The following is a 12,027-nucleotide window of genomic DNA, read 5'->3' on the forward strand; positions in this document are numbered from 1 at the left end:
GTGGAATGCGGACGGTTCGGCCCGCATCGGCGCCCTGACCACGATCGCTGCGATCGCATCCGATCCGCGGCTCGCCGAGGCTTATCCCGGCATCACCGCGGCCGCGCAGGGCCTCGCCACGCCGCAGATCCGGCACATGGCGACGCTCGGCGGCAACCTCGCGCAGCGCTCGCGCTGCTGGTATTTCCGCAATCCGCAGATCGCCTGCTTCAAGAAGGGCGGCGCCGACTGCCCGGCGCGATCCGGCAACCATCTCTATCACGTCGCGTTCGATCTCGGCCCATGCGTCGCGCCGCATCCGTCGACGATGGCGATGGCGCTATTGGCCTATGACGCGAAGATCACCACCGACCGGCGCAGCGGCTTGTCGATCTCCGAGCTGCTCGGCGACGGCAGCAACGGCGCGGCCGACAATCTGCTTGCACCGGGCGAACGCATCGAGCGGATCGAGCTCCCCGTTCCGCTGGCCGGCGAGCGCGCGCTGTACAAGCGCGCCATCAGCCGGACGCATGCGGAATGGCCGCTGGTCGAGATCTGCGTGCGTGCGGTGATCTCCGGCGGCGCGTTCCAGCAGGTCCACATCACCGCCGGCGGCATCGCTCCGGTCCCGCTGCGTCTGACCGCGTCCGCGGCGGCGCTGCAGGGTAAGCAGATTAACGCGGCGACCATCGCGCAAGCCACCGAGCTGGCGATCTCGGGAGCCAGGCCGCTGCCGATGACCGGATACAAGCTCGAGCTGCTGACGGGCCTGGTGCGCGACGTGGTCGAGCGGATTGTGGCGTAGGATCAATCGCCCATTCGCGGCCTCGAGGCAACGTCGCGTCTGGAATGCATAGATCCAGGAATTCCTACGCCGGAATGCCGGCCTCGCACAGCACGGCGACGATGCGGTCGCCCCATTCGACTGCCCTGGTCGGAAAATTCTGCCGCGCGTAGGACGCGCGGAAATCGGGCCGCAGTTCGAGCAGGCGGCCAGCGATGACGCGCGCCTCGTCAAGGCGCCCCGAGCCGACTTCGTTCATGATCAACGCGCTGAGCGTGTGTGCGTCTTCGCCGATCACCAGCGCCTTGGCGGCGGCCGCACGGCCCTGCTCATACTGACCGAGCATGAAATGCGCGAAACTGATTCCGTTCCACATGGACGCCCGCCCGGGATCGATCGGGCTGAGCCGGAGTCTGTGCTCAAAACTTTCGATCGCGCGTGCCGGCTCGACGCACATGAGCGAAATCCAGCCGCGATATCCCCACGCCGCAGCATCGTTCGAATTGAGCGAGATCGCCTCTTCGATCATGGTCTCGGCGCGATCGTAGTCGTGGCCGAGATAGGCAAACATGTGAGCCGCGCGCGCCAGCACGAACGGATCGTCGCTGGCCAGCGCGCAGGCGAGCCCGGCGATCCGCAGCGCCTTCGCCAACTCCTGCGCGCCGAGAGGCGTGCCGCGCGTGGTCTGTTTCAGCAGCGACGAATAGGCCAGCATGACCTGAGCGGCCGCATAGTTGGGATCAAGCGCGCAGGCCTTGTTGAACCACTCGCCGAGTTCGGCGTCGCCCCACCTGGAGCGATCTGCATAGGCCGCAATGCCTCTCAGAAAGAGATCGTAGCTATCGAGACGGTCGGTCGGCTTGGTTCGGGTTCGTTCGATTTCGCTCTGCTGGATCTTCGGAGCTATGATGCTGACGACGTTCGCGGTGACCTGGTCCTGCAGGTCGAACACGTCCCTCAGTTCGCCGTCGAACCTATCCGCCCAGAGATGCGTACCGCTGCCGGCCTCGATCAGTTGCGCGGTGATCCGAACGCGGCCGCTCGACTTGCGCACTGATCCCTCCAGCACGTATCGCACACCGAGCTCGTGCCCGACCTGCTTGATGTCGACGGACTTTCCCTTGTAGGTGAAACTTGAATTGCGCGCGATCACAAACAGCGATCTGAAGCGCGACAGCGCGGTGATGATGTCCTCGACGACGCCGTCGGCAAAGTATTCCTGCTCCGGATCGCCGCTCATATTCTGGAACGGCAGCACCGCGATGGAGGCTTTCTCGGCAATCGCGGGTGGGGAAGCCGGGGCAGTAAACGCGTGCTTCGCGACCGCGGCCGCGGAGGCGCCGCCGACGCGAACTCTCCATGTACGAATAGGCTCGGCAATATTCTTCAGGACCTGCGGCCCCATATCCTCGAAGGTCGCATCGACCTTGCCGCGAATGTGCCGTTGCACGTCATCGGAAATGCAGACGCCGCCCGGCTCGGCAATCCCCTCCAGGCGCGCTGCGATGTTGACGCCGTCGCCAAAGATATCGTTGTCATCAAAGATGATGTCGCCGACGTGGATTCCGATTCGGAATTCGAGCCGCTGTTCCGTTGGCACGGCAGCATTCTGATCCGCCATTCGGCGCTGCACTTCGACGGCACTGCGCACCGCGTCGACGGCGCTGGCGAATTCAACGAGTATTCCGTCGCCGGTCGTCTTGACGACGCGGCCGCGATGCGCCGCCAGCGCTGGATCCAGCAACGCCCGCCTGACCGACTTCAGCTTGGCCAGAGTGCCTTCCTCGTCGATTCCCATCAGCCGGCTGTAGCCGGCGATATCGGCCGCCAGAACCGCTGCCAGACGCCGATCCAAGCTATCGGTGGTCAAAGACATGCCCCCAGACGAGGGGTTAATTTTCGTCGCCGATCAAAGCACGGCTGACGGCCTCCGGGCTAGAGCAAACGTCTGCGCTGCTTGCCCAGGCTGGAGATCGGCGGCTTTGTCAACGACGATCTTGAGGCTATCGCCCAGCGGGTCTATCGCGCCCGGGTCAGCGCCAGCCAGATGCCGCCGCCGATCATGAAGCCGCCTGATATGCGCGACATCAGCCGGGTCCGCTCCTTGGAGAAGAATTTGCGGGCGCGGCCGGCCGCCAAGGCGTAGGCGGCGTCGGTCAGCACGGCGGTCACCATGAAGGTGAGGCCGAGCAGCGCCACCTGCGGAACGTGCGGCTTGTCCATATCCATGAACTGCGGGATGAAGGCGCCGAAGAACACCAGCACCTTCGGGTTCGAAAGCAGGACCAGAAAGCCCTGCAGGAAGAAGCCGCCGCGCGGCGGCGGCGGCGTGTCATCGGTGCTAACGCCCTCGACCGGCGAGCGGATCAGCTTGAAGCCGAGCCAGACCAGATAGGCGGCGCCGGCAAAGCGCACCCAGTCGAACCAGTAGCCCATCGTCGCCATCAGCGAGGTCAGCCCGACCGCGACGGTGCCGATCACAATCGCAAGTCCGACCTGCGCGCCCAGCACGTTGGTGAGCGCGGCGCGCGTGCCGTAGCGCAGCCCGTTGGCGATCACCATCGTGACGATCGGACCGGGCAGCAGCGCCAGCGCGATGCAGGCGGCGACGAAGGCGAAATAGGCTTGCAGGGACATGGGGAGCTCACTGACGTTCAAACTGAATTATGCACATAGGACGGGCGAAGAGGAAGCGGCTCCTGATCATCTCTGTTATACCCCGCGAAAGCGGGGTATCCAGTACGCCGCGGCCTGTCAGCCAAGCATCAGCGTCTCTGGAATACTGGGCCACCCGCTTTTTCGCATGCGAGAGACGGACTCCTCAATGTCCCTCCATTGCCACAATCATCCATGCTCTAATCTCTCGCGATTCCAGAAACTTCAACGTCGCCCGCTGCACCCCTGAGGCATCTCCCCTGCCCTGCGCCGCGACCGCCATCAGGTCGCAGCGATGTGACACCGCGATCCCGATCGCGATGCGCTTCCCCTTGGGCATCTCGAGATCATAGACCCTGATCCGCCCCGGCATGTCCGCGACATCGACGACATCGCCCGCCTTCAGCGGTACGAAGCGCGGGCCGATCATGTCGACATCGGCGACGCGGTCGACCTCGTCGTCATCGGCGACGCCGCCGTCGCAATTGCAGAAGCCGAGTTTTGGCCTGAGATAAACCTCGACGTCGTCACCGCACTCCGCCGCGCCGCAACGGAAGGCGCGGCCGGCAGGCCAGCCGTCGCGCGGGAACGGCCAGGCGATCTCGCGCCACGCGGCCGCGCGCGGCGGCGCCATCTCGTAGCCCGCAACTGCGGAGAGCCCGCCGAGCACGAGGACCATCGCCGCGATGACCGACCAGGAGCGCATCATCGCGCGCTCACGGCAGACCGGCGATGGCGCCCGCCGCGCCGGTCAGTTCGAGAATATGCAGGCCGGTGTTGGCGCGGTCGACCGCATAGATGTAGCCGCGCTCGTCGGTCTCGACATTGTTGGTCTGGATCGCGACCTTGCAGCGGTCCTTGCCGTCGATGGTGACACAGCGCTTGTCGGTCGCCGCCGTGATGGAGGGAATGAAGTACCCCACTTCCTTCGGATGATAGGGATCGCGGATGTCGATCGCGCGGACGCCGGCGTTGAAGAAGGCGATGAAGGCCAGCTTCTTATAGTAGACCGGCGCCATGCTCTCGTTCGACGAATGCGAGCCGAACCGGCCGCCGCGCTCGCAGAACGCCCCGGAGGCCTCGGGCACCGTATAGCTCGAGATCAGCATCGGCCGCGCCTCGGTGGTGACGTCGGCAAACCACACCATCTGGCGCGCCTCGCCGCATTCGTTCTGGATCGCCTCGTCGACGATCATCACGATGTCGCGGGTCTTGCCGTCCTTGTCATGGGCGAATTCGGCGATCGGCATGCCGGGCAGCGGAAACACCGTATGCGCGCCGTTCATGGCGGACAGCGGCATCCGCGCGATCTCCGGGAATTTCAGATTGTCCGGGGTCGGCTCCTTCGGTCCGTTCAACAGCTTGTCCCGGTCGACGATCTGCAGGAAGCCGCCCTTGTTGGTGCCATAGCCGAAATAGACGCGGTTGCCCGTTGGCCCGGTCGAGATCGGCCCGTGCAGTTCGGTCGGCACCGCGCCGGTCGCGCCCGGCTCCTGCCCGGGCAGGCCGAAGTCTCTGATCTTCACGGGATTCGCGGGATCGGAGAGATCATAGACCTGCGTCATGCGCCGCGTGCGCCAGTCCGGCGCGCCCGACACCAGGAAGGCGATGCCGGTGCCGCATTCCCAAAAACTCTTGTGCGTGTCCTTCAGCCCGCCGATCCGGGTGACGAACGCCGGATTGGCGGGATCGGCGACGTTCCAGATCTCGTGCGCCTCGCTGCCGAAGGTGCGCAGCATGTAGACTGCGTTGCGATCGCCCTTCGGCAAATCCTTGCCGTCGCAGATCCGCACCATCTGTGCGCCGCCGGATTCGTATTTGCCTTCCTGTCCGGGAATGTGCCGCAGATATTTCGGGTGCGCGGGATCGGTGACGTCGACGATCGAGGTGCCGTTCGGCTCGGCCTTGCCGGTCATCGGGTTGACGGGATCGGGAATGTCGTCGGTGCCGCCGTGATGACCGATATAGGCGATCCATCTGTCGCCCTGATGATGGATGGTCGGCTGATAGGCGCTGCGCGCCTGCAAATCGTTGGTTCCAACCAGCCTCATGTTGGAGGCTTCGGGCGGATCGCCGATCTTCTGCTGGGCGCTCGCACCATTCGCGAGCAGGACAAGAACCAACGTGCAGCAAACTGCCGTAACGCGACCGCCCATGCGCACCACCCAATGTTCCACGCCAATCTGCGTTGGCTGCCGGCGAGGCTAGCACGGCGCTGCCGATGCCAAAACACACGCTCTTGACATGCAACCATTTGATTGCCTATTATCCAACCCATGGATGAAGTCTTCAAAGCCCTCGCGGATGCCTCACGGCGAACGCTGCTTGACCGGCTTCACGATCAGAACGGGCAGACGCTCGGTGAGCTCTGCGACGGCCTCGACATGACGCGTCAAGCCGTCACCAAGCACCTTGTGATTCTCGAGGAGGCCAACCTCGTCACCACGATCAAGCATGGCCGCGAGAAGTTGCACTATCTCAACCCGGTTCCGATCCATCAGATCGGCGAGCGGTGGATCAGGAAGTTCGAGCGCGGGAAACTCGCCGCGCTGAGTGAGTTGAAAAGACAATTGGAGAAGCGTGATGAGTAAACCGGACTACGTCTACGTCACCTATATCGAGACCACCGCCGACAAGCTGTGGCATGCGCTGACATCGAGCGACTTCACCGAACGCTTCTGGTTCGGCTATCGCGTCAGCTCCGACTGGAAGATCGGCTCGCTTTATTCTCTCACCAAGGACGGCCGCCGCAGCGTGCAGGGCGAGGTGCTGATCGCCGATCCCTCGAAAAAGCTCGCCTACAGCTGGGATGTGGTGAAGGAAGGCGTCGAGCGCGAACAGGTCTCGCGCGTGACCTTCGACATCGAACCGCACGGCACGGTCGTCAAGCTGACCGTGACGCACGACAATCTCGGCCCGAAGACGCTGCGCGACATCTCCGGCGGCTGGCCGATGGTGATCGCAAGCATGAAGAGCTTCCTCGAGACCGGACGCGAACTGCCGGCCGACCTGCTCACCAGCGGCGCCAGGGAGGCCTACCATGCCTAAGCCCGAATTCGCCTACGTCACCTACATCGAGACCACGCCGGACAAGCTGTGGGACGCGCTGACCAAGAGCGCGTTCACGCGGCAATACTGGTTCGACACTGAGCTGCAATCGGACTGGAAGGTCGGCTCGCCGCTCGCGCTGGTGATGGGCGGCAAGACTACCGACACCGGCGAGATCCTCGAGGCCGACCGGCCGCGGCGTCTCGCCTACACCTTCAAGCACGTGCTCGACGAGGACATGCGCAAGGAGCCGGCAACCAAGGTGGTCTTCACGCTGGAGGCCCATGGCAAGATCGTGAAGCTGACCGTGATCCATGAGGGCTTCGGTGCAGGCAGCAAGCTGCTCGACGGCATTTCCAAGGGCTGGCCGGCGATCCTGTCGGGACTCAAGAGCCTGCTCGAGACCGGCAAGGCGGTCACGATCCCGCCGGCCGCGCTCGGGATCGACGGCTTCGAATGACAATGAAAATCTATCGACGGGTGCGTACAGACATGAACATCGAGAAATTCAAACCGGCAATCGTCTACGCGATCTACATCGCCGCCACGCCCGAGAAGGTGTGGCAGGCTTTGACGACTGCCGAATTCAGCCGGCAGTATTTCTCCGGCAACGCGGTCGAGGTCGACCTTTGGATCGGCGGCGCCTACGTCGTGCGGACGCCCGACGGTGCGCTGCACATCTCCGGCGAGGTGATCGAGTGCGATCCCCTCAAGCGGCTGACCGTGACCTTCAACGTCAACTGGCCGCAGCTGGTCGAAAAGCTCGGGCCGACGCTCGTCACCTACGAGATCGAGCCGGCCGGCGACGGCGTGAAGCTGACGCTCTTGCAATCGCATGACCGTCCGATCAGCGACGACATTCTCGCAGGCGGCCGCACCGGCTGGCCGGCGATCCTCTCCAGCCTGAAGAGCCTCGTGGAGACCGGCAAGGCCATGGTGATCCCGATGCAGCCGCCAGCGCGCATGATGGCCGCGCTGAAGGAATTGGGAATCCCGATGCCGACGTGAGGTTGGCGATACAGCCATCCCAGATTCCGCCGTCGTCCCGGCGAAAGCCGGGACCCGTTACCACCGCTCTCAGCGGCTAGAGTTCGCTGGGGCCACAGCGTCGCGCAACAATAAACGGGCGTGGTTATGGGTCCCGGCCTTCGCCGGAACGACGGTGGGAGGGTTGCGCCCAGCACCCGTAGCTCACGCCACAAGCAGCAGAGCAACGATCAGATTCGCCACGAACAGGGTTGCGTCGATGGCGAAGATCCTGAGCATCGGGCCCTTCAGCACCGGCCAGTAAGCGACCCCGACGCGCCCGCCTCGCATCAGCACAGGCAAATTGTAGGCGAACTGGCTGAAGTGACACGCGGCGAAAAACAGGAACAATGCGAGCTGCGCCTCAGCGCCCTGAAAGAACGGCGGCCTTGCGACCAGGAAATACAGCGACAGCAGCCCGATCGGCAGATTGATGCCGCCGAGGAACGCGACGCTGGCCGACAGGGTCGGCGCAATCGGGTTTCCACGCTCCTCGCGTGGGACCAGGATCTTCAGCGTGTTGCGCTGGGCGATGCTGAACTGGACGAATGCGGCGCCAAACCACAGCGCGTTGAGCAGCAGGACGACATCCAAAAATCGCATGGGCTATTTTCCGTAGAATGCTTCGCTGCGCACCACACGGCCGGCGCCATCGAAGTCCATGAACTCGCTGGCGCGCGTATCGCCGAGTTGCCACCACACCGTCAGGCGCACGATCGTTTCGTCCCAGCTCCAGTTCAGGATCTTGAGGTCCGCGCTTGCGATGCTGCCATAGGCCTTGCGCCAGTAGGCGCGGATATTCTCGGCCCCCGTGACCACGGGTGAGTCCGTCAGTTTGAGCGCCAACGGGCTGCGCATCTCGGCACCGTCGGCGAAGTGCGCGACGACGGCGTCGATATCGACCCTGCACCAGTTCGCGCACCACGCCTCGACAAAGCGTCCGGCGGCCGCCCGGTCCATGATCTCTTCGCCCATGCGACTGCCCTCCCCCCGCGTGACTGCGGGGCAGACTGGCACGGCGAGATCTTCACGTCAACTATGTTGACTTGAGGAGGCTAGTTGTTGTCGGCGATCACTCCCATCACCGCCATCCATGCGGCGGCGCCGGGCGCGCCGACACGATCGAATGCCTCACGGAGCACCTCGCGCTCGTGGTCGGACGCGCGCTGCTCGATGCGCCGCCCTGCTGCGGTCAGGTGCAGCAATTTGGAACGATGCTGCTCGGGCGACCGCTTCGCCGCCACGAGCTTACGCTCTAGCAACAGGCCAAGTGGCCGGTTCAGGGCCTGCTTGGAAATGCCGAGCACCTCGATCAGCGAGCCGATCGAGATGTCGGGCCGCCGCGCAATCACGTAGAGAATGCGATGGTGCGGGCGCGAGAGGCCAACCGTGGCAAGATACTGGTCAGCCGCCAGCGTCATCCCGCGCCAGCCGTAGTACATCAGCTCCAGCGCCGTATCCAGTTCGTGGAGCTTCCTGAGCGAGGCGCGATGCAGGCCGGGGACCTGCGAGGCAGTCTTTTGCATGTGCGTATCGTGACGAACTTGCCCGAGAGAATCTAGCCCAGCGCCCTCAGCTCCCGCCGCAGCACCTTGCCCGTCGCCGTCATCGGCAGGCTGTCGGCGAACTGCACGAAGCGCGGATACTCGTGGGCGGCGAGCTGAACCTTGACGAACTCCTGAATCTCGCGCGCCAGGGCATCGCCCGGCGCGTAGCCCGGCCGCAGCACGATCCAGGCCTTGATCGATTCGGTGCGGATCGGATCGGGGATGCCGACCACCGCCGACATCGCGACCGCCGGATGCTTCATCAGCGTGTGCTCGATCTCGGACGGGCCGACACGATAGCCGGCCGTGGTGATGACGTCGTCCTCGCGGCTGACGTACCAGAAATAGCCGTCCTTATCCTGCACGCCGAGATCGCCGGTCAGCAGGAATTCGCCGGCGTATTTCTTCGCGGTCGCTTCCGGATTGCGCCAGTACTCGATCATGGTGCAGGGGCACGGCTGGCGCACGCCGATGATGCCGCGCTGGCCCCGCGACAGCTCCTCGCCCTTCTCGTTGACGATGCGGACGTCGAAGCCCGGCGTGGCGCGGCCCATCGAGCCCGGACGGATCGGAAACAGGTTGGAATTGCTGCCGATCACGAGATTGCATTCGGTCTGACCGAACACCTCATGGGCGTCGATGCCGAAGGTGTCGCGCACCCAATCCAGCAATTCGCCGCCGAGCGACTCGCCGCCGGTGAAGATGCTGCGCAGCCTGACGCCGGAATTCTTCACATTGGCCTGCCGCATCAGCTTCAGCGCGGTCGGCGGCAGGAACACATTGCGGATGCCGAGTTCGGCCATCATCTGCATCGCCGCCTGCGGCTCGAACTTGCGGGCGCGGTGACCGACCATCGGGATGCCGTGGTACCAGAATGCGAACAGGCCGTTGATCAGGCCGCCGATCCAGGCCCAGTCGGCCGGCGTCCACATCAGGTCGCCGGGCCGTGGCAGGAAGTCGTGGCACATCTCGACATTGGGCAGATGGCCGAGCACGACGCGATGCGCGTGCAGCGCGCCCTTCGGATTGCCCGTGGTGCCCGAGGTGTAGATGATCAGCGCGGGATCGTCGGCCGAGGTGTCGACGGTCGCGAACTCAGGCGGCGCCGACTTGATCGCGCTCCAGAACGGTCTCGTCCCCGCCGGCGTCTTTTCGCCGACGATATAGATGCTCTTCAACTCGGGCAGGCGATCGCGGATTTTCGCGATCTTCTCCCAGCCCGCTTCATCGGTGATCACGGCCTTGGCAGCAGAATTCGACAGGCGGAATTCGAGCGCGTCCTCGCCGAACAGCGCAAACAGCGGGATTGAGATCATCGCTGCGCGAAACGCCGCGAGATGCGCGACCGGCAGTTCGAGCGATTGCGACAGGAACACCGCGACGCGGTCGCCGCGCACCAGTCCGTCGCCGGTCAGCACATTGGCGAAGCGGCGCGAGGCCTCCGCGACCTCATCGAACGAGGTGCGCATGGTGCCGCCATCCTCGTCGACATAGACCAGGGCGAGCCGCCCGGTGCCGTCGGCATGGCGGTCGCAGCACGCGGTCGCCATGTTGAAGCGCGCGGGAACGTCCCAGCGGAAGTTGCGATAGAGCTCGTCGTAAGTAGCGGCTTCCTTGAGCATGGTGTGTGTTGCTTCCGTCCCTCGTCATGGCCGGGCTTTTCCTGCCATCCGCGTCTTTGGCAGATTGTAAAGACGTCGATGCCCGGGACAAGCCCGGGCCGACGAAGAAAGTGATGCCCGGATGAACAATGCGTAGCCCGGATGGAGCCAACCGGTCGCGCGAACGCGCGCCCGATGACAGGCTCCGCGCAATCCGCGGTTCTCATCGAGTGGACAGACTCACCCGGATTTCGCTTCGCTGCATCCGGGCTACGAACTTCCTTGAGGAGAAAGCCGTCAGGCGGCCGCCCGCTCCATTGCGACCTCGGCCTTGAGGCTATCGAGGTCGCGATAGATCGATGCGACCGCGAGCACGTGCCCGCCGCGCTTGTAGCGCAGCACGCAATCCCTGCCGGCAATGCTGCCATCCACCGCGATCTCGTCCCACTGCTCGGCATGGCCGACATAGTTGATCGGCACGTCGTAATGCTGACTCCAGAAGAACGGCACCGCGTCGAACACCTCGCGCTGCCCAAGCATATTCCGCGCGGCGGTCTGGCCCTGGCGCTCCGCCACCACCCAATGCTCGACCCGGATCGTCTCGCCGCTGTGCGGATCGGGCCAGCGCGCGATATCGCCGGCCGCATAAATGCCGGGAACACTGGTCTCGAGATAGGCATCGACTGTCACGCCGCGATCGATCGCGAGCCCGGCCGCTTCCGCCAGCGCCAGCCGCGGCTTCACGCCGACACCGACCACGACGAGATCGGCATCGAGCACTGGCCCGCTCTTCAAGCGGGCGCGCTTGCCCTCGATCGCAGTCACCGTGTCGCCGAGGTGGAATACGACACCATGCTCTTCGTGCAGCGCGCGGACGAAATCGCCCATCTCAGGCCCGAGTACGCGCTCCATCGGCCGCTGTTCCAGCCCGACCACGTGGACCTCGATTTCCCGCGCGCGGAGCGAGGCCGCCACCTCGAGGCCGATGAAGCTCGCACCGATCACAACCGCGCGGCGCGCTCCGCTGGCCGAGGCGATGATTGCCCGGCAATCGTCGACGGTGCGCAACACGTGAACGTGGGGCTGATCCGCGCCCGGGATCGGCAGCCGCACCGGCTCCGCGCCGGTCGCCAGCAGCAGCCGGTCATACGGAATCGTTTCGCCGCCGGCGAGCACGACATTGCGGCGGCCGGTATCGATCGACTTGACCTCGGTCCTGAGCCTGAGATCGATCGCCGCATCACGATAGAAATCGTTCGGTTTCAGCGGCAGCCAGTCTTCCGGCGCGCTGCCGGCGAGGAAGTCCTTCGACAGGTTCGGACGATCCACCGGCGCCGCGGCCTCGCCGCTCAACATGACGATGCTGCCGCGATAGTCCTGCCGCCGC

General features: G+C 64.7%; 14 protein-coding genes. 5 read left to right on the top strand and 9 right to left on the bottom strand.

Annotated elements, in window-relative coordinates; translation table 11 throughout:
- Positions 1 to 784, top strand: a 784-nt coding sequence (locus AKL29_RS10895) for an FAD binding domain-containing protein (protein ID WP_244481923.1), incomplete at its 5' end; no start/stop codon positions are given.
- 64 nt (positions 785 to 848) lie between these two features.
- Here the strand turns inward: AKL29_RS10895 and AKL29_RS10900 are convergent.
- The 4 genes from AKL29_RS10900 to AKL29_RS10915 all read right to left on the bottom strand — a co-directional run bounded on the left by AKL29_RS10900 (position 849) and on the right by AKL29_RS10915 (position 5,574).
- On the bottom strand, positions 849 to 2,633 hold the full coding sequence (locus AKL29_RS10900; RefSeq protein WP_244481924.1) for an adenylate/guanylate cyclase domain-containing protein: 1,785 nt from the start codon (positions 2,631 to 2,633) through the stop codon (positions 849 to 851).
- Between the two features lie 149 nt (positions 2,634 to 2,782).
- Positions 2,783 to 3,400, bottom strand: coding sequence for a LysE family translocator (locus tag AKL29_RS10905; protein ID WP_050384168.1), 618 nt, complete (start codon positions 3,398 to 3,400; stop codon positions 2,783 to 2,785).
- Positions 3,401 to 3,584: 184 nt separating this feature from the next.
- Positions 3,585 to 4,127 carry a hypothetical protein gene (locus tag AKL29_RS10910; RefSeq protein WP_050384169.1) on the bottom strand — a complete coding sequence of 181 codons (543 nt, stop codon included), beginning with the start codon at positions 4,125 to 4,127 and terminating at the stop codon, positions 3,585 to 3,587.
- 7 nt (positions 4,128 to 4,134) lie between these two features.
- Positions 4,135 to 5,574: an LVIVD repeat-containing protein gene (locus AKL29_RS10915; RefSeq protein WP_050384170.1), complete on the bottom strand. Its 1,440-nt coding sequence runs from the start codon at positions 5,572 to 5,574 to the stop codon at positions 4,135 to 4,137.
- Positions 5,575 to 5,694: 120 nt separating this feature from the next.
- Between AKL29_RS10915 and AKL29_RS10920 the strand changes: the two genes are divergently transcribed.
- From AKL29_RS10920 to AKL29_RS10935, 4 genes are read left to right on the top strand one after another with little or no spacing between them, the layout of a single operon-like run.
- Positions 5,695 to 6,009, top strand: coding sequence for an ArsR/SmtB family transcription factor (locus AKL29_RS10920; RefSeq protein WP_028343393.1), 315 nt, complete (start codon positions 5,695 to 5,697; stop codon positions 6,007 to 6,009).
- On the top strand, positions 6,002 to 6,466 hold the full coding sequence (locus tag AKL29_RS10925) for an SRPBCC family protein (RefSeq protein ID WP_050384171.1): 465 nt from the start codon (positions 6,002 to 6,004) through the stop codon (positions 6,464 to 6,466). The genes AKL29_RS10920 and AKL29_RS10925 overlap by 8 nt, the downstream gene beginning before the upstream one ends.
- Positions 6,459 to 6,926, top strand: a complete 468-nt coding sequence (locus tag AKL29_RS10930; RefSeq protein WP_050384172.1) for an SRPBCC family protein — start codon at positions 6,459 to 6,461, stop codon at positions 6,924 to 6,926. Before AKL29_RS10925 ends, AKL29_RS10930 begins: the two co-directional genes overlap by 8 nt.
- Positions 6,927 to 6,958: 32 nt before the next feature.
- Positions 6,959 to 7,474 carry an SRPBCC family protein gene (locus AKL29_RS10935; protein ID WP_050384173.1) on the top strand — a complete coding sequence of 172 codons (516 nt, stop codon included), beginning with the start codon at positions 6,959 to 6,961 and terminating at the stop codon, positions 7,472 to 7,474.
- Positions 7,475 to 7,657: 183 nt separating this feature from the next.
- Here AKL29_RS10935 and AKL29_RS10940 read toward each other — a convergent pair whose 3' ends face one another.
- From AKL29_RS10940 to AKL29_RS10960, 5 genes are all read right to left on the bottom strand, one after another.
- Complete coding sequence (locus AKL29_RS10940) at positions 7,658 to 8,095, bottom strand: hypothetical protein (RefSeq protein WP_050384174.1); 438 nt, start codon at positions 8,093 to 8,095, stop codon at positions 7,658 to 7,660.
- A gap of 3 nt (positions 8,096 to 8,098) precedes the next feature.
- Positions 8,099 to 8,467, bottom strand: a complete 369-nt coding sequence (locus tag AKL29_RS10945; RefSeq protein WP_050384175.1) for a nuclear transport factor 2 family protein — start codon at positions 8,465 to 8,467, stop codon at positions 8,099 to 8,101.
- 80 nt (positions 8,468 to 8,547) lie between these two features.
- The gene (locus AKL29_RS10950) at positions 8,548 to 9,018 is read right to left on the bottom strand and encodes a MarR family winged helix-turn-helix transcriptional regulator (RefSeq protein WP_050384176.1); all 471 of its coding nucleotides are present in this window, start codon (positions 9,016 to 9,018) and stop codon (positions 8,548 to 8,550) included.
- A gap of 32 nt (positions 9,019 to 9,050) precedes the next feature.
- On the bottom strand, positions 9,051 to 10,661 hold the full coding sequence (locus tag AKL29_RS10955; protein ID WP_050384177.1) for an acyl-CoA synthetase: 1,611 nt from the start codon (positions 10,659 to 10,661) through the stop codon (positions 9,051 to 9,053).
- Positions 10,662 to 10,937: 276 nt separating this feature from the next.
- Positions 10,938 to 12,027, bottom strand: a 1,090-nt coding sequence (locus AKL29_RS10960; RefSeq protein WP_244481926.1) for an NAD(P)/FAD-dependent oxidoreductase, incomplete at its 5' end; no start/stop codon positions are given.

Source organism: Bradyrhizobium pachyrhizi (assembly GCF_001189245.1).
In the GTDB taxonomy this organism is placed as follows: Bacteria; Pseudomonadota; Alphaproteobacteria; order Rhizobiales; family Xanthobacteraceae; genus Bradyrhizobium; species Bradyrhizobium pachyrhizi.

What these genes read in the sequence shown, in the direction of transcription:
- AKL29_RS10915 (WP_050384170.1), bottom strand. Translation starts at nt 5,574, where the DNA reads ATGGGCGGTCGCGTTACGGCAGTTTGCTGCACGTTGGTTCTTGTCCTG.
- AKL29_RS10950 (WP_050384176.1), bottom strand. Translation starts at nt 9,018, where the DNA reads ATGCAAAAGACTGCCTCGCAGGTCCCCGGCCTGCATCGCGCCTCGCTC.
- AKL29_RS10925 (WP_050384171.1), top strand. Translation starts at nt 6,002, where the DNA reads ATGAGTAAACCGGACTACGTCTACGTCACCTATATCGAGACCACCGCC.
- AKL29_RS10940 (WP_050384174.1), bottom strand. Translation starts at nt 8,095, where the DNA reads ATGCGATTTTTGGATGTCGTCCTGCTGCTCAACGCGCTGTGGTTTGGC.
- AKL29_RS10910 (WP_050384169.1), bottom strand. Translation starts at nt 4,127, where the DNA reads ATGATGCGCTCCTGGTCGGTCATCGCGGCGATGGTCCTCGTGCTCGGC.
- AKL29_RS10955 (WP_050384177.1), bottom strand. Translation starts at nt 10,661, where the DNA reads ATGCTCAAGGAAGCCGCTACTTACGACGAGCTCTATCGCAACTTCCGC.
- AKL29_RS10930 (WP_050384172.1), top strand. Translation starts at nt 6,459, where the DNA reads ATGCCTAAGCCCGAATTCGCCTACGTCACCTACATCGAGACCACGCCG.
- AKL29_RS10945 (WP_050384175.1), bottom strand. Translation starts at nt 8,467, where the DNA reads ATGGGCGAAGAGATCATGGACCGGGCGGCCGCCGGACGCTTTGTCGAG.
- AKL29_RS10905 (WP_050384168.1), bottom strand. Translation starts at nt 3,400, where the DNA reads ATGTCCCTGCAAGCCTATTTCGCCTTCGTCGCCGCCTGCATCGCGCTG.
- AKL29_RS10935 (WP_050384173.1), top strand. Translation starts at nt 6,959, where the DNA reads ATGAACATCGAGAAATTCAAACCGGCAATCGTCTACGCGATCTACATC.
- AKL29_RS10920 (WP_028343393.1), top strand. Translation starts at nt 5,695, where the DNA reads ATGGATGAAGTCTTCAAAGCCCTCGCGGATGCCTCACGGCGAACGCTG.